Origin of the sequence: Flavobacterium sp. CECT 9288 (genome assembly GCF_918731615.1) — a bacterium.
Taxonomy (GTDB): domain Bacteria; phylum Bacteroidota; class Bacteroidia; order Flavobacteriales; family Flavobacteriaceae; genus Flavobacterium.
Genome location: NZ_OU957226.1, coordinates 333,335 through 357,175 on the forward strand (window position 1 = coordinate 333,335; position 23,841 = coordinate 357,175).

Here is a 23,841-nt window from a genome sequence, read left to right on the forward strand (position 1 = left end):
ATTTTACAAGAAAGTAGCTCGATTTTTGCTGCTGCTTTCTTGTAAATTTTAAAAAATATATTAATGGCTATAAAAATGAAGAAAAAAGCAGGGTCTACGGACATGACTGCTATGTGTGATGTGGCTTTTTTATTGTTGTCTTTCTTCGTAATGACTGCAACTGCAAAAATCCCTGAAGCATTGCCAGTTGATACCCCTGCATCAACAGTTCAGTCTAAATTGCCAGAAGATAATTTAGCAACCGTTACCATAGGTAAAGGAAAAGTATTTTATGATTTAAAAGGTAGAGAAGTTCGTAAAGAAGCTTTGCAATTGATGGGTCAAAAATATGGTGTTGAATTTACTGATAGTGAAACTGAAACATTTGCTTTGATGGAAGGTATTGGAGTTCCAATCGCTAACTTGAAACAGCTTATTGCAATGAAAACTGCGGATAGAAACAAACCAGGTGTTCAGCCAGGTGTGCCTAAAGATTCTCTTGATAATCAATTAAAAGAATGGATTTACAATTCTAGAATTGCAAATATCAAAGTGAATGACAAAGAATTGCAAATAGCTATAAAAGGTGATTCAAAAGAAGAATATCCTGCTATTAAAAAAGTAATGGATATTTTACAAGAACAAAAAATCAATAACTTCAATTTGGTTACTGGTTTGAGAGCAACTGAGAAATAATTAAAAAAATACACTAAAATGGCTGAATTAAATACTGGCGACGGTGATGGCAAAAAAGGTGGTAAAGTAAGAAGTAAAAAATCCAATTCAAAAGTAGATTTAACTGCTATGGTGGATTTAGCTTTCTTATTAATTACGTTCTTTATGTTGACAACTACTCTGTCAAAACCACAATCGATGCCTCTGGGTTTACCAGATAAAGAAGAGGATAAAACCAAGGAAAAACCAATTAAAGTAGATGAAAATCGTACGTTAACAGTAATGTTAGGTGACAACAATAAAATGGTGTATTACATGGGATTGTTAGCTACACCTATAGCTGGTCCTAAAGAGATTGCTTACGGTAAAGAAGGTATTCGTGCTGAGTTATTAAAAAGAAAAAAATCAGTAGTTGAATATACAGGAGATAAAGACAAAGGTTTAATCGTTATCATTAAGCCGGGTAAAAAATCAAATTACCGTAATTTAGTAGATATACTTGATGAAATGGCTATTGTAGGTGTACCTACAAACGCTATCGTTAATGATTTCTCTCCAGAAGAATTAAAATTGTTAGAAAGTAATTAATATTTTCAATTACTCAATAACCTAATAAGTAAGAAAAATGAAATTAGATATATTCACAAACCAATGGCTTGATATTGTTTTCGAAGGTCGTAACAAAGCATACGGTGCTTACGAACTTAGAAAAACAAATAACAGTACTGCTACTAAAGCACTTATAATAGGAGCAATAGTATTTTCTTTTGCGGTTAGTATGCCACTTATTTTAGGTTTACTTCCTGATTCTTCAGATGGTGATGACACTTTAGATACTAAAATTGTTAGTATCAAGTTGCCTCCTAAAAAAGAAGAAGTAAAGAAAAACCTTCCGCCACCTCCACCACCTCCACCAAAAGTGGATCAAGTGAAGTTTGTTAAGCCAGTTGTGGCTAAAGCAGAAGAAGTTACTGAGGAGCCACCAAAAACAGAGGAAATTAAAGATAAAAAGCTAGGTGCTGAGACAATCAAAGGAGATCCAGATGCTGTTCTTAGTGTTGAGCCTGTAGGTACAGGTACTGCTGCAGTAGTTGAGGAAGCTCCAGATAACACTGTATATAGCACTGCAGGTATCGAAGTGAAACCTGACTTTCCTGGTGGGATGGATAAGTTTTACAAATTTGTTGGTACAAATTACGTAACACCGGAAGAAGAAGGTTTAAAAGGTAAAGTTTTCGTATCATTTGTTGTTGAAAAAGATGGGTCTTTAACTGATATCAAAGTTATTAGAGATATTGGTTATGGTACTGGAAAAGAAGCAATTCGTGTATTGAAAAAATCACCAAGATGGTCTCCAGGTGTTCAAAATGGTAAGCCAGTAAGGGTTTTATATTCTTTACCTATTACTATTCAATCTGCAGAATAATGTTGAATAACATAGTAAACAATATTAAGAAGAAATCGCTTAGAGAGCGATTTCTTCTTGTTTTAGGAATTTTGTTTTTTCTACTTTATCTAATTTTAGGTTTGTTTATAATATTCATGAATAACTTTCCGTTAGCTATGGATAGGATTTATCGGGTTGCATTTGGTGTTATATTGATAGCGTATGCATCCTTTAGGTTTTTTAGAATTATAAACAGCAACAATTAGTCTATGAAAAAATTATCTATTTTATTATTGTCTTTAGTGGTTCTTGTAGCGGTGCTTTATTCGTGTAATAAGTCAAATAAAGAAGAGACTATCTTAAAGGGTAATGCCACAATTTATGTAGATGAGACATTAACTCCTATTGTTGAAGACCAAGTGGCTGTTTTTGAAAGCGAGTATGATGCAAAAATTAATTTGGTTTCAAAATCTGAAGCTGAAACTTTGAATACACTTTTCAATAAAACTTCTACTATTGCAATTCTTTCAAGGAATCTTACTCCTGAAGAAATTAAGATATTTAAACAAAGGAAAATCAATCCTAAAATTACTCCCTTTGCTACTGATGCAATTGCTTTTATTTCAAATGCAAATAATAAAGATTCTCTTGTAGTGTTACAAGATGTATTGCATTTTATGCAAGGTAAAACAGGGACTAAAATTAAGGGTTTGGTATTTGATAATTTAAATTCAAGTACGGTTAGGTATTTAAGCGATTTAGCAGGAATTAAATCAATTCCTGAAAATGGTGTTTTTTCATTTAAAACAAACGATGAAGTAATTAAACATGTTGCTTCAAACGATGGCTTGATAGGTGTTGTAGGTGTTAACTGGCTCACGCAGCCTAAACCTGCCATGGTTGATTTTATAGATAAGGTACGTATCCTTAGTGTAAAAGGATTAAAAAGTAATGGGTATTTTTATCCTTCTCAAAATGATATAGCAGAGAAGAAGTATCCTTTGGCACGTGATTTGTATATAATAAATTGTCAGGGATTCTCTGGTTTGGGTATGGGATTTGCATCCTTCGTTGGTGGAGATATTGGACAAAGAATAGTATTAAAATCAGGTTTGTTACCTGTACGTATTCCCACAAGGAAATTTACAATAACTAATAGTCAAAAAGATGAAAAATAAATTAACTACAATTAAGATGAATAAATTCTCAACATTGAGCGTGGCTATTTTAGCAACAGCTTTTACTACACAAGCTCAAGATATTAATCAAGCAAAAAAAGCTATCGATGCAGAGCAATTCGAAAGTGCTAAGTCTATCTTGAAATCAATTATCAAAGCAAAACCAACAAATGGTTCTGCGTTTTTTACTCTTGGTAATGTATATTTAGAACAAAATATTCAGGATTCTGCAAAAATATTTTTTGACAAAGGGTTAACTGCCTCAGAAGATGGAAGACTAAATAATATTGGTCTTGGCCAAATGGATTTGGATAAAAATGATTTAACTGCAGCGCAAGCAAAGTTTGCTCTTGCATTAAAGGATATGAAAAAGAAGGATATTCAGGAGTTTATTTATGTGGCAAGAGCATATATGAATGCTGAAAAACCAGATTATAAAACAGCTATTACAACTTTGACCAATCCAGCTATTAAAAATAATCAGGATGCGCAATTGCAATTAGCTCTTGGAGATGCTTATTATGGTGATGGAAAGCAAAATGAGGCTTATGTTGCTTACAGAAGCGCTTTTCAGTTAGATAATACACTATTAAAAGCAAAAATGCAGTTAGGTGTTTTGTTAAAAGGTGCAAAGTCTTATGACGAAGCTTTAAAAGCGTATGATGAAGTAATTGCTTTAAACCCAAATTACGGTCCAGTTTACAGAGAATTAGCTGAAACGTATTATAAAATTGCACGTAATAAGCCATCACAAGCTGCTGCAAATTATAAAATTGCATTAGGTCACTATGATAAGTATATGTCTTTGACAGATTATTCACTTAACTCAAGAATGCGTCGAGCAGATTTCTTAATCTTAATTGAGGATTATGCTGCACTTGAAGTGGAAGCGAATAAAATGATTGAATTGGATAAAGTGAATCCAAGAATTTACCGTTATTTAGGTTATGCGGCTTATAAGAATGGTAATTTAGATGTTGCAATTAAAGCTTTAGAGGATTTTATTGGAACACCAGGTAATAAAATTATTGCTTTAGATTATTTGAATTTAGGTTTAAGTAGAATTAAAAAAGCAACTAGTGCTGACGGGCTTTCAGTTGATCCAGCAGGATATACTCAAGGTTTAGCCGATATTAAAAAAGGTGTTGAAATGGAACCGCTTGCTGTTCAAAGTTTAAGTGAAGTAGGTAAAAAAATGTTCTCTCAAAAATTGTATAATGAAGCTTCTGGTATCTTTGAGTTTGGAGCAAATACTAAAGAGTCTACTACTTATCTTGATGACAACGTGTATTATGGTTTAGCTATTTATTATGCAAACATCAACAAAGCAAAAGAAGGTAAAGCTGATGCTGCTTCATTACAAAAAGCTGATGCTGCATTTGAAAGAGTTTTAGTAGCTTCACCAACGTATTTGGAAGCTTACCTTTACAGAGCTAGAGCAAATAGATTGCTTGAAAAAGATGATGTCATGGTTAAAAACTACGAGGATTATGTAGCTAAAACAACTGCTCTTGGTGATGCTGAACTTGCAAAACCAGCTGTTAAGACTAAGTTTATTGAAGCTTACAATAATATAGCTGCAAGTTTTGCAAATACTGATAAAGCTAAAGCTATTGAATATTTCAACAAAACACTTGCTCTTGATGCTGCAAATAGTTACGCATCTGAGTCTTTGAAAATTTTAAAATAATTTTTCAAAATAATGGTATAAACCGGTAGCAATTGCTACCGGTTTTTTTATGCCTTTATCTTTGTTCATTAACAATGATTAGGTTTCATTAATTACAATTTATATTAGACAATTGTTTTTAAAACTTCTCTTTTCAAATTCGTTATCTTTGCACTTTAAAAAATCAGAATGTTATCAAAAGAAATACAGTTAGAGGTTAATAAAGGGGCAATGCTCCCGTTGATGGAAGAATTTTACACCATTCAAGGAGAGGGCTCTCATACAGGAACTGCTGCCTATTTTATTAGAATTGGCGGTTGTGATGTAGGTTGTCATTGGTGTGATGTTAAGGAAAGTTGGAATGCAGAGTTGCATCCGCCTACTTCAGTAGATTTAATTGTAAGTAATGCTAGTAAATATGCAGAAACTGTTGTGGTTACAGGGGGTGAACCTTTAATGTGGGACATGACTTTATTGACGCAAAAATTGCATGACAATAATAGAAAAGTTCATATTGAAACTTCTGGTGCGTATCCTTTAACAGGTTCTTGGGATTGGATTTGCTTATCGCCAAAGAAGAATAAACTACCGACTTCAACAGTCTATGAGGCTGCTCATGAGTTAAAAGTAATAATTTATAACAAGCATGATTTTATTTTTGCTGAAGAACAAGCAGAAAAAGTGTCGGCTAATGCTATTTTATTTCTTCAACCAGAATGGAGTAAAAAAGAAGAAATGACTCCATTAATCGTAGATTATGTGATGCAAAATCCAAAATGGCGCGTTTCTTTGCAAACACATAAATATTTGAATATCCCATAAGAACATGCATTTGATAATGCAGTTTTTTTAGTTTGATTAGATTTTTTTTTAAGGTAAATGTGTGAGTTTTGCTAAATAATCAAAATGTTCTCCTTCTTGAATTAATTCACATTTAAATCCATTTGCGTACGCAGCATTTTGTAACGTATTGTAATCTAAATAGAGCCAAGGAAATGGGTTCTCTATCTCGTTTTTATATTTTATTTTAAATGTAATTTCGCCATAATAGCCATTGCTAGGTATCCATTTCCCTCCGTCTTCATCGTTATCAAACATATAAATGATATCTGAAGAATCTATTAAAATTTGACCATTATGGCTCAGTAATCTTTTTAGTTGCTTTAGGTATTTAGGGATTTCTTTTATAGTTCCAAAAATACCTGTTCCATTCATTAATAATAAAATGGTATCGTACAGTGTTTCATTTTCATAGATGTTTAAATCTAATATATTCTGTACGCTTGCATTATGTAGACCTCTTAACTTGCAGGCCTCAATGGCGTTATTTGAAATATCAATTGATTGTACATTGAGTTTACATTCGTTTTGTAGATACAAACTATGACTTCCGGCACCGCAGCCCACATCTAGTACCAAACCTTTGGATAATTGCATTGCTTTTTGTTCAATAAGAGGCAGCTCATCATGAGAACGAAACAGGTAAGCAATATTCATTTCATCTTCTTCGGATATTGAAGTTTCCGTAATTAAATCTTCAGGTGAATTATTTGTAACATAATCGAGAATGGCTCTGCCAAAAAGGTCTTTCATCATTTTTTTAAATCTTTATCATTTTCAGATGTCAAGTTTGTTACTTTTGTAATTCAAATTATAAATCTGCAACTTGAAAAATATAATAATCAATCTTCCCAAAGAGGCCAAAGATAAGCATATCGAAAACAAAAAGTATTTTGATAAGTTAAAAAAGAAGATTCCAAAGAATTTAGATTATTTAATGCAAGACCTGCACAACGCTGAATTTAAAAAAACGGACTGTTTAAAATGTGCTAATTGCTGTAAAACCACGGGGCCATTATTTACAGATGCCGATATTGAACGAGTTTCAAAATATTTACGGCAAAAACCACAACAGTTCATTGATCAATATCTGCGAATAGATGAGGATAAAGATTATGTTTTACAAAGCGTTCCTTGTACATTTTTAGATAATGATAATGCTTGTATGATTTATGATGTTCGTCCTAAAGCATGCAGGGAGTTTCCGCACACTGATCGAAAAAAATTTCAGCAAATCACCGATCTTACTTTAGTGAATGTTACTATTTGTCCAGCTGCCTTCAATATTGTAGAAGAGATGAAAAAAAAATTACCTTTATAGTATAGTCCTAGGTAATAATTTTATTCCAAACTAGTTTCTCAACCCATAAAAGTCCATTTTACTTTGAATTTAGAATATTTCATCGCTAAGCGTCTCGTTTTATCTAAGGATTATAAAAGTAGCATTTCATCGCCTATCATAAAAATTGCTATTTCGGCAATTGCAATTGGTATGATTATGATGATTGTATCTGTAGCCACAGGTATTGGGTTGCAACAAAAAATCCGTGAGAAAGTAGCCGCTTTTAATGGTCATATCGTGATTTCTAATTATGATAGCAATCAATCTGATATGACTTTGGTACCTATTACCAATAAACACGACTTTTATCCAAATTTCTCAGCAGTTCCCGCTGTTACACACATTCAAGCTGTAGTAAGTAAAGCAGGAATCATTAGGACTGAGAGTGCTTTTGAGGGTGTTATTTTCAAAGGGGTAGGAAAAGATTATAAGTGGGATAATATAAAAGAGTATTTGGTTCAAGGAAGAATACCGAATACAATTGCAGCTTTAAATGAAGAGGTTGTGATCTCTCAATTTATAGCCAACCGGTTAAATTTAAAAGTAGGGGATTCTTTTAATACCTTTTTCATGAAAGACAATGGGTATAACTTACGGAACTTTAATATTGTTGGAATATTTAATTCGGGATTTCAGGAATTTGATGCCACTTATATTTTGGGAGATATAAGGCACATGCAAAAAATCAACAAATGGAAGTCAAGTCAAGTTGGTTCATTTGAAGTTTTTGTGGATGATTTTGATGCTATTGAAACAATTGGCGAGCAAGTTTACGAACAAACAGGTTCTACGCTCGATTCAAAAACCATTACTGAGAAATACAGTTATATATTTGAATGGCTTAAATTATTTGATTTTAATATCATTGTCATACTTATTGTCATGATTCTTGTTGCTACCATAAACATGGTTGTTGCTCTTTTAGTTTTAATTTTAGAGCGAATGCAAATGATAGGTATTCTTAAAGCGCTTGGAGCAAATAACTGGTCAGTTAGAAAAATATTTTTGTACAATGCTTCATACCTTATTGTAAAAGGTTTGTTTTGGGGTAATTTCATAGGGATTACGTTGTTGTTAATTCAGCAACACTTTGGTGTAATTCAACTTCCACCTGAAAACTATTATGTCAATCAAGCACCCGTATATATCAACTGGACCTATATAATGGCTTTAAATGTTCTTACTGTCATAGTTTGTTTAATTGTACTTGTAATTCCGTCCTATATAATTACAAAGATATCTCCAGTACGTGCAATTCGTTATGATTGATTTACATATTTATTTTAATCAAATCTTGGTGTCAATTTTAAAATAAAGGATAACGCATAAAAAAGAAAGGCATTCTTCAATCGTTTATAATCAAAGAACCACTTGATATCGATTATGAAAATGACACCATCGATGAAATTGTAGAAAAAGTAGAATATACAATAGAACAACATGCATCGTTCTTAAAAGTAATACCAGCAGAGATCATCCAAGAGCAAGAGGAATTAAACAAAACCCGTAGATGGGAATATTAAATTTTATTTGGGCGTTCCCTTATCTAAAACAACAAGAGTAGCAGTTGATCCTGCTACTCTTGTTGTTTTAGATAAGGTCGGGCTCTTCGCTGCAAGTCCTCGTTCCTTCCTTTCGGTCGTCACTGTGGGCTTTCCGCTGCTATCCCTAACGCGGTTTGAGAATGTAGAAGACGCTTTTTGTTAGAGAAGTAAAAACATTACCTATTATATAAAGGTGTATTGTGTTGTTATAGTAGCAAAAAGAACACTACCTATATATAATAGAGTAGGGTTTACTAATATCAATACTAGAAAAACTAGGAGTCATTGTAGAAAGAATGGTATGAACTGCCCAATAATGTTATCATTTCACTGAATAACTATCTTAATTCAAATTAGCTGAAAAAAAGTTTAAGTTTTAAGAGTCGTTTAATCAACGCTTTAGTTTAAAAGTTAAGAAAAGATTAAAAAAAGGTTCAAAAAAAGCTTGTAAAAGCGAATAAAGGTTGTAGTTTTGCACCCGCAATAGCGCAGACGTTCTTTAAAATACTGGCAAGAAAAACAAAGTGAATAGAGATTTACTCTTTAAAAAAAACTTTAAAAAAAGCTTGTGAGATTTAAAAACGAAAGTTATCTTTGCACCCCGCAAAACGCTGGAAGTTCCTTGAAAGATTGATGAGAAAAAGAGAAGTAAACGAGATAAAAATTATCTCAAAAAAACTTTAAAATTTTCTTGCCAGTTAAAAAAAGAATAACTACTTTTGCATCCGCTTTGAGAAACAAACGAAAGGCGAAAAAATAGTAAGACACGTTCCTAGACATATTGAATTGACAGCCGTTTTGTTCGCAAGAACAGAACATAAAGAATAAGAGTAATAGAATCGGAAGATTTGAAAAAACCACTAGAACAGAGTCGAATAACAATAGTTCGCCACGGCGAACAAACAATATACGATGAAGAGTTTGATCCTGGCTCAGGATGAACGCTAGCGGCAGGCTTAACACATGCAAGTCGAGGGGTATAGGTTTTCGGATCTAGAGACCGGCGCACGGGTGCGTAACGCGTATGCAATCTACCTTTCACAGAGGGATAGCCCAGAGAAATTTGGATTAATACCTCATAGTATAGCAGTTTCGCATGAAACCACTATTAAAGTCACAACGGTGAAAGATGAGCATGCGTCCCATTAGCTAGTTGGTAAGGTAACGGCTTACCAAGGCAACGATGGGTAGGGGTCCTGAGAGGGAGATCCCCCACACTGGTACTGAGACACGGACCAGACTCCTACGGGAGGCAGCAGTGAGGAATATTGGACAATGGGCGCAAGCCTGATCCAGCCATGCCGCGTGCAGGATGACGGTCCTATGGATTGTAAACTGCTTTTGTACAGGAAGAAACACTCCCTCGTGAGGGAGCTTGACGGTACTGTAAGAATAAGGATCGGCTAACTCCGTGCCAGCAGCCGCGGTAATACGGAGGATCCAAGCGTTATCCGGAATCATTGGGTTTAAAGGGTCCGTAGGCGGTTTAGTAAGTCAGTGGTGAAAGCCCATCGCTCAACGGTGGAACGGCCATTGATACTGCTAAACTTGAATTATTAGGAAGTAACTAGAATATGTAGTGTAGCGGTGAAATGCTTAGAGATTACATGGAATACCAATTGCGAAGGCAGGTTACTACTAATGGATTGACGCTGATGGACGAAAGCGTGGGTAGCGAACAGGATTAGATACCCTGGTAGTCCACGCCGTAAACGATGGATACTAGCTGTTGGGAGCAATTTCAGTGGCTAAGCGAAAGTGATAAGTATCCCACCTGGGGAGTACGTTCGCAAGAATGAAACTCAAAGGAATTGACGGGGGCCCGCACAAGCGGTGGAGCATGTGGTTTAATTCGATGATACGCGAGGAACCTTACCAAGGCTTAAATGTAGATTGACCGGTTTGGAAACAGACTTTTCGCAAGACAATTTACAAGGTGCTGCATGGTTGTCGTCAGCTCGTGCCGTGAGGTGTCAGGTTAAGTCCTATAACGAGCGCAACCCCTGTTGTTAGTTGCCAGCGAGTCAAGTCGGGAACTCTAACAAGACTGCCAGTGCAAACTGTGAGGAAGGTGGGGATGACGTCAAATCATCACGGCCCTTACGCCTTGGGCTACACACGTGCTACAATGGCCGGTACAGAGAGCAGCCACTGGGCGACCAGGAGCGAATCTATAAAACCGGTCACAGTTCGGATCGGAGTCTGCAACTCGACTCCGTGAAGCTGGAATCGCTAGTAATCGGATATCAGCCATGATCCGGTGAATACGTTCCCGGGCCTTGTACACACCGCCCGTCAAGCCATGGAAGCTGGGGGTGCCTGAAGTCGGTGACCGCAAGGAGCTGCCTAGGGTAAAACTGGTAACTAGGGCTAAGTCGTAACAAGGTAGCCGTACCGGAAGGTGCGGCTGGAACACCTCCTTTCTAGAGCCTTAGTGTTAGTAGTAATACACGCTAGGGAAAGAAGACGAAAGTTCAAGTTGGAAACAGATACCAACATTTTATTACTCTTGCTGTTAATTTAAAAAAAAAGAGAGGAAAGAAGATAGAAAATGGAGTATAGATGTAGTCTATAATCTTAAATCTTTATTCTTTACTCAAAATAAAGAGTGTCTCGTAGCTCAGCTGGTTAGAGTACTACACTGATAATGTAGGGGTCGACAGTTCGAGTCTGTCCGAGACAACTATTTACTCTTAGAGAAGGAAATTTTAGAAGTTGAGAGATTAAGGATCAAGAAGTTCATAATTTTTAATTCGTAATTTTTAATTTTTAATTAAAAAGGGGGATTAGCTCAGCTGGCTAGAGCGCCTGCCTTGCACGCAGGAGGTCAACGGTTCGACTCCGTTATTCTCCACAAATTTAGTCGAAAGACTAAAGTCTGAAAGTCAAAAGTATGACTTTATGACCTTAGACTTTATAACTTTCGACCTAAATAAAGTTCATTGACATATTGAGATAAGAAATAATAAAAAGTAGAAAGAACACGTTTGTGATTTATCATAAACGTAGAGACACGATTAATCGTGTCTGTACAATAAGCAAACTAAGGGCGTATGGGGGATGCCTAGGCTCTCAGAGGCGATGAAAGGCGTGATAAGCTGCGAAAAGCTACGGGGACGAGCACACATCGTACGATCCGTAGATACCTGAATGGGGCAACCCACTATGTTGAAGACATAGTACACCGATAGGTGGGCAAACCCGCTGAACTGAAACATCTAAGTAGGCGGAGGAGAAGAAAACAAAAGTGATTCCGTAAGTAGTGGCGAGCGAACGCGGATTAGCCCAAACCAATGTTGTTACGGCAATGTTGGGGTTGTAGGACCACGACATTTTATGTACAAGGAACCGGAAGTTACTGGAAAGTGACACCATAGAGGGTGATAGTCCCGTATGGGTAACGAGTATAATAAATAGTGGTATCCTGAGTAGGGCGGGGCACGTGAAACCCTGTCTGAATTTGGCGGGACCATCCGCTAAGGCTAAATACTCCTGAGAGACCGATAGTGAACCAGTACCGTGAGGGAAAGGTGAAAAGAACCGTGAATAACGGAGTGAAATAGATCCTGAAACCATACGCTTACAAGCGGTCGGAGCCCATTCGTTGGGTGACGGCGTGCCTTTTGCATAATGAGCCTACGAGTTAACGTTGCTGGCAAGGATAAGTGGTTAAGCCACGGATCCGTAGCGAAAGCGAGTCTGAATAGGGCGCTTTAGTCAGTAGTGTTAGACGCGAAACCGTGTGATCTACCCATGGGCAGGATGAAGCGCTGGTAACACAGTGTGGAGGTCCGAACCGGTTGACGTTGAAAAGTCTTCGGATGACCTGTGGGTAGGGGTGAAAGGCCAATCAAACTCGGAAATAGCTCGTACTCCCCGAAATGCATTTAGGTGCAGCGCACGGCATAAAGTTATATAGAGGTAGAGCTACTGATTGGATGCGGGGGCTTCACCGCCTACCAATTCCTGACAAACTCCGAATGCTATATAATGTTTCCGTGCAGTGAGGGCTTGGGTGCTAAGGTCCAAGTCCGAGAGGGAAAGAACCCAGACCATCAGCTAAGGTCCCCAAATATACGCTAAGTTGAAAGAACGAGGTTTGTCTGCCCAGACAGCTAGGATGTTGGCTTGGAAGCAGCCATTCATTTAAAGAGTGCGTAACAGCTCACTAGTCGAGCGGACGAGCATGGATAATAATCGGGCATAAGCGTATTACCGAAGCTATGGATTTCATATTAAATTATGGAGTGGTAGGGGAGCATTCTAACAGGGTTGAAGGTGTGTCGTAAGGCATGCTGGACTGGTTAGAAAAGAAAATGTAGGCATAAGTAACGATAATGCGGGCGAGAAACCCGCACACCGAAAGACTAAGGTTTCCACAGCTATGCTAATCAGCTGTGGGTTAGTCGGGACCTAAGGCGAACCCGAAAGGGACAGTCGATGGACAACGGGTTAATATTCCCGTACTAGTTATTACTGTGATGGGGTGACGGAGTGATGAAAGCGCCGCGAACTGACGGAATAGTTCGTTGAAGTACCTACCTATAAGACCCGCAGGCAAATCCACGGGTTTTGGGGAAATACGATAGTACTCGGATACTTCGGTAGAAGAGATAGTGCGCCTAAGGGCTTCCAAGAAAAACCTCTAAACTTCAGGTAATAAGTACCCGTACCGCAAACCGACACAGGTAGTCGAGGAGAGAATCCTAAGGTGCTCGAGAGATTCATGGCTAAGGAATTAGGCAAAATAGACCCGTAACTTCGGGAGAAGGGTCGCCCCGAGCAATCGGGGCCGCAGTGAAGAGGTCCAGGCGACTGTTTATCAAAAACACAGGGCTCTGCAAAATCGTAAGATGAAGTATAGGGCCTGACACCTGCCCGGTGCTGGAAGGTTAAGAGGAGATGTTATCTTCGGAGAAGCATTGAATTGAAGCCCCAGTAAACGGCGGCCGTAACTATAACGGTCCTAAGGTAGCGAAATTCCTTGTCGGGTAAGTTCCGACCTGCACGAATGGTGTAACGATCTGGACACTGTCTCAGCCATGAGCTCGGTGAAATTGTAGTAGCGGTGAAGATGCCGCTTACCCGCAGTGGGACGAAAAGACCCTGTGCACCTTTACTATAGCTTAGTATTGACCTTGGATAAATGATGTGTAGGATAGGTTGGAGACTGTGAAGTGGCGTCGCTAGGCGTTGTGGAGTCATTGTTGAAATACAACCCTTTGTTTATCTGAGGCCTAACCCCATAATGTGGGGGACATTGCTTGGTGGGTAGTTTGACTGGGGTGGTCGCCTCCAAAAGAGTAACGGAGGCTTCTAAAGGTTCCCTCAGTACGCTTGGTAACCGTGCGTAGAGTGCAATGGCATAAGGGAGCTTGACTGAGAGACATACAGGTCGATCAGGTACGAAAGTAGAGCATAGTGATCCGGTGGTTCCGCATGGAAGGGCCATCGCTCAAAGGATAAAAGGTACGCCGGGGATAACAGGCTGATCTCCCCCAAGAGCTCATATCGACGGGGGGGTTTGGCACCTCGATGTCGGCTCGTCACATCCTGGGGCTGGAGAAGGTCCCAAGGGTTGGGCTGTTCGCCCATTAAAGTGGCACGCGAGCTGGGTTCAGAACGTCGTGAGACAGTTCGGTCTCTATCTACTGTGGGCGCAAGAAATTTGAGTGGATCTGATTCTAGTACGAGAGGACCGAATTGGACAAACCTCTAGTGTATCTGTTGTCACGCCAGTGGCACCGCAGAGTAGCTACGTTTGGAAGGGATAAGCGCTGAAAGCATATAAGCGCGAAACCCACCACAAGATGAGATTTCTTTTAAGGGTCGTGGGAGATGACCACGTTGATAGGCTATAGATGTAAAGGCAGTAATGTCATAGTCGAGTAGTACTAATAACCCGTAAGCTTATGTACACCCTTTTCCTCCCGAGTAATCGGGAGGGAGAAACTTTCTAATACACTTTTTATATTCTTTATCTCAGTATGTTAAGATATTTGCTCGACGCAAGAGCAGTCCAAAGACGAAAGTCACAAGTCCAAAAGGTAACTTTAGACTTTAAGATCTTCGACTTTAGACTAACAACCTTAAGGTGGTTATTGCGGCGGGGCTCACCTCTTCCCATCCCGAACAGAGTAGTTAAGCCCGCCAGCGCAGATGGTACTGCAGTTATGTGGGAGAGTATGTCGTCGCCTTTCTTTGAGAAGCCTATCTGAAAAGATGGGCTTTTTTTTTAATTTACTTATTTAAGTAAGGTACCTTAGCTCAGATGGTAGAGCAATGGACTGAAAATCCATGTGTCCCTGGTTCGATCCCTGGAGGTACCACAACCAAAGCTCGGATGGTGAAATTGGTAGACACGCTGGACTTAAAATCCAGTGAACAGCAATGTTCGTGCGGGTTCAAGTCCCGCTCTGAGTACTCTTGAAACTCCAACACATTCGTGTTGGAGTTTTTTGTTTAAAGGTTGTCTTGTTCTAAAATATCATCAATTTCAAAAGTTGGGGATCATGCAAAAAAGATTGGATAATTTGAATAGGAAAAAATCAATTTTCTTTTCTTCTCTAAACTGACTTCTAAGGTTTTTTATTTTTGCATTAAAAGATTGCAAAACTGCATTTGTACTTCTATTGTCAAAATAGTTTAGTGTTGATTTATTATAGACCTTGAGATTGTATTGAAAGACTTAAATCCAGATTGACTTACTTTTTCATGCCATTTAGCTAATCTTGATAGTCCAATGATTTTATCAGTTGTTTTCTCAAATATATTTCTCAATTCTTGTGCTAAATTATATGCTTTTTCGATATCGGGATATAATTCAAATAATAGCGTGGCACGTTCTATTTGGTTTTCGGACCATTTAGATTTGTTTTTGTAGAGTAAATAGCGGCTGCGGGCTAGTAGTTGTTTAAGTGTGTCTCCATTAACTAAAATCCGGGGTGAATGCGTTTTGTTTTCTAATTTAGCTTTTATTATGTCTTTATTTTCCTCTTCCATCACTTTCCATCGGTGTTTGATACTGATTTCTTGTAAAGCATCCAATGCTAGTTTTTGAACATGAATTTAGCGTAGCGGTATCAGGAATACCAAATTAAAATGCAAGATATGAGTAAAGCGGCCTGTAACCCGCGTAGCATTTGGGAAACATTTCTTAGCAACGAGTCTCATATTTGCTGCCATATCTAGGGTAATTATTGTGACTTGATTACGTGCCTTGAGAGGGATTTTTTCAAGAATAGCAATTATAGTATCGGCTTTAGTTCCTGCAATCATAGCTACGATAGTTCCTTTTCTCCCTTTACCTGCTTTGTTGGTTAAGATAGTATAGAGTTCCCCATTGGAGAATGAAGTTTCGTCAATAGATAAATGTTTGTCTAAGTTTTGTGGAAAAATTAGCCATTGCTTGGCGTGAAGCAGTTGATCTCAGGTTTTAAAATCACTGAGAAAATCTTTGTATTGATCTTGCAGATTTTTGCCGCTAACTCCATAGAAAGAAGCAATTGCATTACAATCGGTTTGTCTGGAATCTATTGATTTCTTTTAAAAAAGACGCAAACTCATGTGTTATCCGAGTCCTGTCTGCTACTAAATTCTAATCTCTAAAAACTACTTGTCCAGTATCTTCGTTGAGCCATATTCGGCGTGTGATATGCAGATAAACTTGATGACCTCGAATAGGAAAGTCTTGAACTGTTATCTGATCAAAAAATTCTTTTGAACTTAATTTGCTCTCACGGTATTCTTTAGGAATAGAATTGATTTCTTTTAAGTATAGATGAAGTATTTCTTGGTCTTTTTCATAAGAAGTCAATTCAAAATAATCTACAATAATCTCTGGTAATAACAACTTGAAAAGTTCTTTAAAAGAATCCTGCATTTCTGTATTTTTTAAAATACAAACAACCCGTTTTTAATATTTCTCCACAACTTTTAGTCTTTTTTCTTACTTCATTTAACACTCATTGTGATCCATAAATAATTAATTAAAACAATTTTATGTAAAAGTTAGTACTAACCACTACACTTGCAGTAAAATCCTATACTAGATTAAAATTGTATTTATTCATCTAGTTTGTGAAAACAGAGAATGATATAAATAATATCTTTCACTATTTTCTAAATACTGATCTTAAATTTATATTAAATCTAAGGTACGTTCTAATGCCATTCCTCGGGACCCTTTTATTAAAATTGAAGTATTTTTTAATTTTGCATTTAAAAAAGCGCTAGAAAAATTTTCAAATGTTTCATAAAAAAGAAAATTTGTCTTATCTATTTTTGTTTCGTAAAATGCCTTGCCTACAAAGTAACAATGCACATTATTAGTATTTGACAGCATTTTAACAATTCCTTCGTGTTCCTTCATGCTATCTGTACCTAGTTCAAACATGTCACCTAATACTAGAATTTTATTTGGGTTTTCTAACTGTAAAAAGTTTTCAATTGCTACCTTCATACTACTTGGATTAGCGTTATAAGCATCCAAAATAATCGAATTTGTATTCTTTGTAATCAATTGGGACCTATTGTTCTCAGGTATGTAATTTTCGAGTGCTACCTTAATTTGTGCATCTGTTATCTTAAAAAAGGTTCCAATTGTTAATGCTGCATTTATATTGTTAGCGTTATACAAACCTATTAATTGAGAATTTATAACCTTATTCTTATATACAACTGTAACTAGTGGATTTGCCGTAACTGCATCAATTGATACATTGGCTAGAGGGTTTTGTATTCCAAATGTATAATTTGTAATTGCGTGAGATTGTTTTACTTGAATAGTGTCATCAAGATTTACAAAAATAACTTTATTGTTCTTTCGTAAAAAATCATACATTTCGCTTTTACCTTTAATAACACCTTCGATACCACCAAATCCTTCAAGATGGGCTTTCCCAAAATTAGTGATATAGCCGTAATCTGGTTTAGCTATCTCGCAAAGAAAAGCAATTTCTTGTTGATGATTTGCACCCATTTCAACAATACCTATTTCGGTTTTACTTGTAAATGAAAGTAAAGTTAGAGGTACTCCAATATGGTTATTTAAGTTCCCAATTGTTGATTTTACATTAAATTTCATGGCAAGAACTTTTGATATAAGTTCTTTTGTAGTTGTTTTGCCATTACTTCCTGTAAGAGCAATAATGGGTAAGCCTAAAAAAGTTCTGTGGTATTGTGATAGTTGTTGTAGTGCTTTTAAACTTTCCGGAACTAGTATAGTTCTATTATCTATAAAGTAGTCAGAATTGTCAATTATGACAAATGCAGCGCCTTTCTGTAATGCTTCTTTAGTGAATGTATTAGCATCAAAACGATCTCCTTTTAAAGCTACAAACATGGAGTTTTCTTCAATTTTTCGAGTGTCAATTGAAATGGAACTGCATTTTAAAAACAAACTATGAATTTCCTGTATATCCATACGAAATAATTTAAAATAATAATAGCCCTAAAAAGGGCTATTATTATATGTATTATTGAATGTGTTTATTTATTTCTAACAGATCTTTTCTTATCTGCTTTTGGTCCAACCCTTGACATAGCACATCTAAATCCGATATAATCAGTAGCCATATCTTGTGGGAAATAACGTCTTTGAGCTGGGTCTAACCAATATGCTCTATCTCTCCAAGAACCACCTTTATATACTCTAGATTGATCATTAATTAAAGTAGTTCTTTTGCTAGATTTATCAAATTTACGAACCATTTTACCTAAACTGTCAGTAGTTACATTGTGTTTAGGAGAATTGTACATTGTTCTTTCTGATTTTGCTTTGTCATCATCTGAGTCTCCAAAATCATAATATCTTGTAGACTGCTTATCTCCATCTCTGTAGTTGATGTTGTTGCTTTTATCAAAGTTTTGTCTCAAATAAGTTTCTTGCTCATCTACAGGAACTTGTGTAATTTGACCTGGTAAATTTCTCGCTACAATTTTACCATTACTCAGGGTGTCATATTTGATATTGTCTTTCGTTACAATAACTATTTTACCATCGGCACCAATCATATTTTTGGTATATAAGTTACCTCTAAAGTAGTTAAAATCATTTGCTTCATTATCTACTATAGGTCTGTAAACATCTTGTACCCATTCAGCAACGTTTCCAGCCATATCATATAAACCAAAATCATTTGCTGGGTACTTTTTTACCTCATTTGTGATGTCTGCACCATCATCTGACCATCCTGCAATTCCACCGTAATCTCCATTACCTTGTTTGAAATTAGCAAGTTGATCACCTTTTGATTGTCTTTTTCCTGAACGGGTGTAACCTCCAGACCATGGGTATTTCTTTTGACCTTTGTAGATGTTGTATTCTCTTTGTCCAGCATCTGCTGCAGCAGCATATTCCCATTCTGCTTCAGTTGGTAATCTATATTCTGGTAGTAAAATACCGGATGATCTTTGTGCGTAAACATTTTTTGGTTCAATAGCCGTACCATTTTTACCACCTTTTGATGGTTTTTTAGCATTTCTACCTTTAAGAACAATTGTCTCGTCTCCTCCGTATGCAGATGTTGGAGAGTTCAAATAAGTTTCAGTGTCAAAATTACTTTCGGCTGATACGTCATTTGTTTTGGCATTTTTCTTCAAATAGCCATTTTTCTCTAACAATGCTTCGTTAACACGTTGTGTTCTCCAGTTGCTAAATTCTACCGCTTGAATCCAATTTACACCAACAACTGGATACTCAGCATATGATGGGTGTCTCAAGTAGTTATTGGTCATGGTCTCATTGTAACCTAATCTATTTCTCCATACTAATGTGTCAGGGGAAGCACCTTCGTATATGTTTTTGTAATTCTCTTCCGTTGGAGGGTATACACTTTTTAACCACTCTAAGTAATCAAGATACATAGAGTTTGTAACTTCGGTTTCGTCCATGTAAAAGGATTGAACGTGTTGTTGAGTAGGTGAGTTGTTCCAGTCGTGCATAACGTCATCTTCAACTTTACCCATGGTAAATGTACCTCCTTCAACAAAAACCAATCCTGGTCCAGCTTCTTGCTTCTTTTTACTGGCTCCTTTCTTGCTATCCATGTTCCAACCGGTTGCTCTTGATGTGTTTTTAGAGCTGGATTTTTTACTACAACTAGAGAAACCCACAATCAACATGATTGAGAGTAACACTTGTAGGCCCATAATTCTGTTTGCTTTCATATTATTTAGTAGGTAATAATTTAGTGCTGCAATATATGTTTAAATGATAAACAGCGTAAAAAATTTGTTATAACGTAAAACTCAGTTTTAACATTAATTTATATATCACAACGCAAATTTATAATAATTATTATTTAAAACGATATGTTTTGATTTATTTTTACCAATTAATACTAGGAATACACAAATCACGTTAAAAAAAGAATGAGAAAATTAATTTTGTTTTTTTTGGCCTTCATTCCTGCAGTCAGTTTTTCACAAATTAAGGGTGAAATAAAATTGAATTGGTTTGAAAAAAAAGAGATGTATTATGGCACAAATCAAATAGTGATTCCCTATTTTTCTGGTGATGAGTTTCATTATGATGATTCTAGTCAATCTATAAAGGCGCATTATATAGTGCCTAGTTATAGAGGTTTTCAAGATGGTGACTTGCAAGTTAATTCTATTGTTTATGAATCCATAGATAAAGAACTCTTGGGAGATTTAAATCTTAATAATTTACCAACTAAAGCTGATTTTAATCTTGTTCTTTCAACTGCAAGAGATTTAGTAACTGGTCAAATTATTTTTTCACCTATAATTAAAGATGATTTTGGATTTAAGAAAATTATTTCTTTTAATTATTCTATAATTGCTAGCACCTCTTTATCCGAGCGTAGTTTTAAAACTTCAGCAGGGATCTCTAATTCTTTATTGGCTACAGGGAATTGGTATAAATTTTATATTGAAAAATCGGGAGTATATAAATTGTCAAAAAGGTTTTTAGAGCAACTTGGTATTGATTTTAAAAATGTTGACGCTAGGAAAATTAAAATATTCGGAAATGGCGGTAGGATGTTACCTCTTAGTAATAACATTGCATACCCAAATGATTTAATAGAAAATACCATCCAAGTTATTGGAGAAAATGATGGCACGTTTGATGACTTGGACTATGTACTTTTTTATGGTGAAGGAACAGATACATGGAACGAAGAAAGTCGGACCAATATTAATTTATATGATTCCAAATCCTATTATTACGTCAATATTCAAGGTGAAAATGGTAAAAGAATTATTCCCTTGGTACAACCTACAGCAAATCCTACATTATTATTAAATACATTTGATGATTACCAATTCTATGAAAAGGATATAACAAACATTGGTAAATTGGGCAGGCAATGGTTTGGGGAGTCATTTGAAATTAAAAACGAGCAAGAATTCGATTTTAACTTCCCAAATGTTGATGCCTCAGTTCCTATAAAAATAATGCTGAATGCAGCATCGGCTGCGTTTACAGCAACTTCATTTAGTGTGACTTCAAATGGAAGTGCTCTTGCAGCACTTACTTTTCCTGCGCTTAGTAATACATCAAGTACGGAGTTTTTCGTTAGTAATTTACCTAATAACACCACAATAAATGGTTCTGAAAATGTTAAAATAAAACTCAATTATAATAACAATGGTGTTCCTGGTTCTAAAGGTTTTTTGGATCAAATTCGACTTATAGCAAAAAGGAAACTTCAGGGGTACGGGAAGCAATTCCGATTTCAATACGATGCCGGTAACGCCGCCAATGGAGTTGTGAACTACACGGTTTCTAATGCAGTCGGTATTTCGCAGATTTGGGATGTAACGGATATTTATAATGTCAAAACGGTTGTGAATTCCAATCAAAATACGATTGATTTTAAAGCCAATTTAGGTGAAATTAGAAAATATGTTGCGCTTGTAGATACCGATTTTTTTACGCCATTGAAAGATGCTCAAACGCGAGTTTCTAATCAAAATTTAAAAGGAACGCTTTTTTTAAACAGATCAGGGAATTTTCAAGATATAGATTATGTAATTATTTCGCCAACTGTACTCGTGCCGCAAGCAGAGACATTGGCTAATTTTCATCGCACTAATTCGGGCTTAAATGTAAAAGTAATTCCGCTGGAGTTAATTTATAACGAGTTTTCGTCCGGAAAGCAAGACATTGCGGCTATTAGAAATTGCATTAAATATATTTATCAGAATGCCTCAAGCGCCGACAAAAGGCTTAAATATGTTAATCTTTTTGGAGATTCTTCGTATGACTACAAAAGTAGAATCCCAAACAATACTAATGTAGTACCTATATATCATGCTTTAAATAGCAGTAGTTCTGGAGAATCTTCTTATGCGTCGGATGATTTTTACGGCTTGATGGATGCTAACGAAGGTAATATTACTTCTTCTTTTGGAGGTATTGATATTGCTGTGGGAAGAATGCTTGTTAACGATGCTAAACAGGCAAATGAAATGATTAATAAAGTTTTGGAATATCATAACTCAGAATCCTTTGGTAGCTGGCGAAATAATTTCGTACTCATTTCAGATGATTCAGATGTGTTATCCGATGCCAATTTGCAAAACAAACAAAACAATCTTGCGAATACTATAGCTACTGAGAAACCTTTTTTTAATGTCAATAAAATTCTTTTGGATTCATATATTCAAGAGGCAGCTGCAGGCGGTGCTCGATATCCAAAAGCTAGAACAGATTTTTTTAACGCTTTTGAAAAAGGAGCGTTAGTTTTTAATTACTTAGGTCATGGTGGCGAGGACGGATTATCAGTTGAGCGTATTTGGGAAAAATCAGATGGTCAAAATTTAAGTAATCAATTCAAATATCCTTTATTCATAACTATCACTTGTGAGTTTTCAAGATTTGACAACCCTTCGCGGCCTACTGCCGGGGAATTTACGTATTGGAATCCAAAAGGAGGTGCGATAGCTATGATTACCACCATAAGATCTATTGGGCAGTTTAGTGCTGAAACATTTAATGACACTTTTACAAGAAATTTGCTTTCTTACGGTTCTAATCAATACACATCTATAGCTGAGGCTCTTAGGATTTCGAAAAATAGTAATCCTAACTCGGCAACAAATGTTGTTTTTTACATTGGTGACCCTGCTTTAATGCTGGCTATTCCTCGGCCTAAAATTAGATTGACAAAAGTTAATGATGTTCCTGTAAGTCAGGCGATAGAAGATTTTAAGTCTTTGTCAAAAATAAAAATTACCGGTGAAGTTAGTGATGAAAATAACAATATTATTTCAAATTACAATGGTGAAGTTACCTCGATGATTTTTGATAAAATGCTCAACAGAACAACGCTTAATAATGACGGCAATAGTCCGCCAATTAACTTTAATGTATTGGGCGAAACTATTTTTCGCGGAAGCGCTAGTGTTGTAAACGGTCAGTTTGAATACAGTTTTATTGTGCCTAGAGATATTAGAATACCACTTGCAAACGGAAGAATTAGTTTTTATGCAAAAAAGAAAGACGCTTTACAAAACGAAAATGGTTTTGATAGCAACATTAAAATAGGAGGGATTAATGAAAATGCGCCACTTGATACAACAAGTCCTAGAGTACAGTTGCATATGAACGATGAAAATTTTGTGTCTGGTGGAAATACGAATGAATCTCCTTTTTTACTTGCAAAATTAAGTGATGAAAGCGGAATCAACACGGCAAGCGGAATAGGTCATGATATAGTTGCTGTTTTAGATGGTGATGTAAACAATCCTTTTATATTAAACGATTATTACCAAGCTGATTTAGATGACTTTACAAATGGAACATTAAGGTTTCCGTTGCGTAATTTAGCTCCGGGTTTACACACCATAAGTTTTAAAGCATGGGATGTGTACAACAACCCAATCACTGCCGAAATCCAGTTTGTGGTAGTAGGTAATGACACGCTTACTTTGAGTAATGTACTTAACTATCCTAACCCATTTGTGAATTATACTGAGTTTTGGTTTACACATAACAAGCCATTTGAACCGCTAGAGGTTCAAGTTCAAGTGATGACAGTGACTGGAAAAATTGTTTGGACAAAAAATCAAATTATAACAACGGACGGTTTCTTATCAAAAGAACTCACTTGGAATGGAAGAGATGATTTTGGCGATAAGCTAGGAAAAGGAGTTTATGTGTACAAACTAACTGTAAAATCGAATGCGACTAATAAAAAAGCAGAAAAATTCGAAAAACTTGTAATACTTTAATAATGTACTATATTTGTTTAATA

Annotated in this window: 13 protein-coding genes, 4 tRNA genes, 3 rRNA genes and 2 pseudogenes; 17 read left to right on the forward strand and 5 right to left on the reverse strand. The window is 36.2% G+C overall.

Features of this window, described 5'->3' with window-relative positions:
• Positions 1-75: 75 nt before the first annotated feature.
• The 6 genes from LQ189_RS01430 to LQ189_RS01460 all read left to right on the forward strand — a co-directional run bounded on the left by LQ189_RS01430 (position 76) and on the right by LQ189_RS01460 (position 5,710).
• Complete coding sequence (locus tag LQ189_RS01430) at positions 76-675, forward strand: biopolymer transporter ExbD (protein WP_230153977.1); 600 nt, start codon at positions 76-78, stop codon at positions 673-675.
• Between the two features lie 18 nt (positions 676-693).
• Positions 694-1,242 carry a biopolymer transporter ExbD gene (locus LQ189_RS01435; RefSeq protein ID WP_086454535.1) on the forward strand — a complete coding sequence of 183 codons (549 nt, stop codon included), beginning with the start codon at positions 694-696 and terminating at the stop codon, positions 1,240-1,242.
• Positions 1,243-1,279: 37 nt separating this feature from the next.
• The gene (locus LQ189_RS01440) at positions 1,280-2,080 is read left to right on the forward strand and encodes an energy transducer TonB (RefSeq protein WP_086454534.1); all 801 of its coding nucleotides are present in this window, start codon (positions 1,280-1,282) and stop codon (positions 2,078-2,080) included.
• 230 nt (positions 2,081-2,310) lie between these two features.
• The gene (locus tag LQ189_RS01450; RefSeq protein WP_230153979.1) at positions 2,311-3,219 is read left to right on the forward strand and encodes a PstS family phosphate ABC transporter substrate-binding protein; all 909 of its coding nucleotides are present in this window, start codon (positions 2,311-2,313) and stop codon (positions 3,217-3,219) included.
• A complete protein-coding gene (locus LQ189_RS01455) occupies positions 3,209-4,909 on the forward strand; it encodes a tetratricopeptide repeat protein (protein WP_370634831.1) in 1,701 nt (566 codons plus the stop codon). Before LQ189_RS01450 ends, LQ189_RS01455 begins: the two co-directional genes overlap by 11 nt.
• Before the next feature lie 168 nt (positions 4,910-5,077).
• Positions 5,078-5,710: a 7-carboxy-7-deazaguanine synthase QueE gene (locus LQ189_RS01460; protein WP_230153980.1), complete on the forward strand. Its 633-nt coding sequence runs from the start codon at positions 5,078-5,080 to the stop codon at positions 5,708-5,710.
• Positions 5,711-5,758: 48 nt separating this feature from the next.
• Here the strand turns inward: LQ189_RS01460 and LQ189_RS01465 are convergent, their stop codons facing one another.
• The gene (locus LQ189_RS01465; RefSeq protein ID WP_230158605.1) at positions 5,759-6,481 is read right to left on the reverse strand and encodes a bifunctional 2-polyprenyl-6-hydroxyphenol methylase/3-demethylubiquinol 3-O-methyltransferase UbiG; all 723 of its coding nucleotides are present in this window, start codon (positions 6,479-6,481) and stop codon (positions 5,759-5,761) included.
• Between the two features lie 73 nt (positions 6,482-6,554).
• Here LQ189_RS01465 and LQ189_RS01470 point away from each other — a divergent pair, with 73 nt between their 5' ends.
• From LQ189_RS01470 to LQ189_RS01515, 10 genes and pseudogenes are all read left to right on the forward strand, one after another.
• Positions 6,555-7,049: a YkgJ family cysteine cluster protein gene (locus LQ189_RS01470; RefSeq protein ID WP_144891661.1), complete on the forward strand. Its 495-nt coding sequence runs from the start codon at positions 6,555-6,557 to the stop codon at positions 7,047-7,049.
• A gap of 63 nt (positions 7,050-7,112) precedes the next feature.
• Positions 7,113-8,339, forward strand: a complete 1,227-nt coding sequence (locus LQ189_RS01475; RefSeq protein WP_230153981.1) for an ABC transporter permease — start codon at positions 7,113-7,115, stop codon at positions 8,337-8,339.
• Between the two features lie 53 nt (positions 8,340-8,392).
• A pseudogene (locus LQ189_RS01480) lies at positions 8,393-8,593 on the forward strand (1-acyl-sn-glycerol-3-phosphate acyltransferase); the annotation flags it as partial.
• 930 nt (positions 8,594-9,523) lie between these two features.
• A 16S ribosomal RNA gene (locus LQ189_RS01485) occupies positions 9,524-11,037 on the forward strand.
• A 186-nt stretch (positions 11,038-11,223) separates the two neighbouring features.
• Positions 11,224-11,297, forward strand: a tRNA-Ile gene (locus LQ189_RS01490).
• 97 nt (positions 11,298-11,394) lie between these two features.
• Positions 11,395-11,468, forward strand: a tRNA-Ala gene (locus tag LQ189_RS01495).
• Between the two features lie 178 nt (positions 11,469-11,646).
• Positions 11,647-14,532, forward strand: a 23S ribosomal RNA gene (locus LQ189_RS01500).
• A 172-nt stretch (positions 14,533-14,704) separates the two neighbouring features.
• Positions 14,705-14,814, forward strand: a 5S ribosomal RNA gene (gene rrf / locus LQ189_RS01505).
• The 16S, 23S and 5S rRNA genes sit together here with 4 tRNA genes alongside, the layout of an rRNA operon.
• 56 nt (positions 14,815-14,870) lie before the next feature.
• Positions 14,871-14,943, forward strand: a tRNA-Phe gene (locus LQ189_RS01510).
• 8 nt (positions 14,944-14,951) lie between these two features.
• Positions 14,952-15,037: transfer RNA gene (locus LQ189_RS01515), tRNA-Leu, on the forward strand.
• Between the two features lie 222 nt (positions 15,038-15,259).
• Here the strand turns inward: LQ189_RS01515 and LQ189_RS16290 are convergent.
• The 4 genes and pseudogenes from LQ189_RS16290 to gldJ form a co-directional block, all read right to left on the reverse strand.
• Positions 15,260-16,036: pseudogene (locus LQ189_RS16290) on the reverse strand (transposase).
• A 175-nt stretch (positions 16,037-16,211) separates the two neighbouring features.
• On the reverse strand, positions 16,212-16,496 hold the full coding sequence (locus tag LQ189_RS01530; protein WP_230153983.1) for a transposase: 285 nt from the start codon (positions 16,494-16,496) through the stop codon (positions 16,212-16,214).
• A gap of 258 nt (positions 16,497-16,754) precedes the next feature.
• Complete coding sequence (gene murF / locus LQ189_RS01535; RefSeq protein ID WP_230153984.1) at positions 16,755-18,038, reverse strand: UDP-N-acetylmuramoyl-tripeptide--D-alanyl-D-alanine ligase; 1,284 nt, start codon at positions 18,036-18,038, stop codon at positions 16,755-16,757.
• Positions 18,039-18,103: 65 nt separating this feature from the next.
• Positions 18,104-19,783 carry a gliding motility lipoprotein GldJ gene (gldJ, locus tag LQ189_RS01540; protein ID WP_086455345.1) on the reverse strand — a complete coding sequence of 560 codons (1,680 nt, stop codon included), beginning with the start codon at positions 19,781-19,783 and terminating at the stop codon, positions 18,104-18,106.
• Positions 19,784-19,987: 204 nt separating this feature from the next.
• On the opposite strand from gldJ, the gene porU reads away from it, so the two are divergent.
• Positions 19,988-23,818: a type IX secretion system sortase PorU gene (gene porU, locus LQ189_RS01545; RefSeq protein ID WP_230153985.1), complete on the forward strand. Its 3,831-nt coding sequence runs from the start codon at positions 19,988-19,990 to the stop codon at positions 23,816-23,818.
• Positions 23,819-23,841 lie beyond the last annotated feature (23 nt).

Bases quoted from the DNA above. Each gene is read 5' to 3' on its own strand.
- LQ189_RS01430 (WP_230153977.1), top strand. From the start codon at position 76: ATGAAGAAAAAAGCAGGGTCTACGGACATGACTGCTATGTGTGATGTG.
- gldJ (WP_086455345.1), bottom strand. From the start codon at position 19,783: ATGAAAGCAAACAGAATTATGGGCCTACAAGTGTTACTCTCAATCATG.
- porU (WP_230153985.1), top strand. From the start codon at position 19,988: ATGAGAAAATTAATTTTGTTTTTTTTGGCCTTCATTCCTGCAGTCAGT.
- LQ189_RS01465 (WP_230158605.1), bottom strand. From the start codon at position 6,481: ATGAAAGACCTTTTTGGCAGAGCCATTCTCGATTATGTTACAAATAAT.
- LQ189_RS01435 (WP_086454535.1), top strand. From the start codon at position 694: ATGGCTGAATTAAATACTGGCGACGGTGATGGCAAAAAAGGTGGTAAA.
- LQ189_RS01455 (WP_370634831.1), top strand. From the start codon at position 3,209: ATGAAAAATAAATTAACTACAATTAAGATGAATAAATTCTCAACATTG.
- LQ189_RS01460 (WP_230153980.1), top strand. From the start codon at position 5,078: ATGTTATCAAAAGAAATACAGTTAGAGGTTAATAAAGGGGCAATGCTC.
- LQ189_RS01530 (WP_230153983.1), bottom strand. From the start codon at position 16,496: ATGCAGGATTCTTTTAAAGAACTTTTCAAGTTGTTATTACCAGAGATT.
- murF (WP_230153984.1), bottom strand. From the start codon at position 18,038: ATGGATATACAGGAAATTCATAGTTTGTTTTTAAAATGCAGTTCCATT.
- LQ189_RS01450 (WP_230153979.1), top strand. From the start codon at position 2,311: ATGAAAAAATTATCTATTTTATTATTGTCTTTAGTGGTTCTTGTAGCG.
- LQ189_RS01440 (WP_086454534.1), top strand. From the start codon at position 1,280: ATGAAATTAGATATATTCACAAACCAATGGCTTGATATTGTTTTCGAA.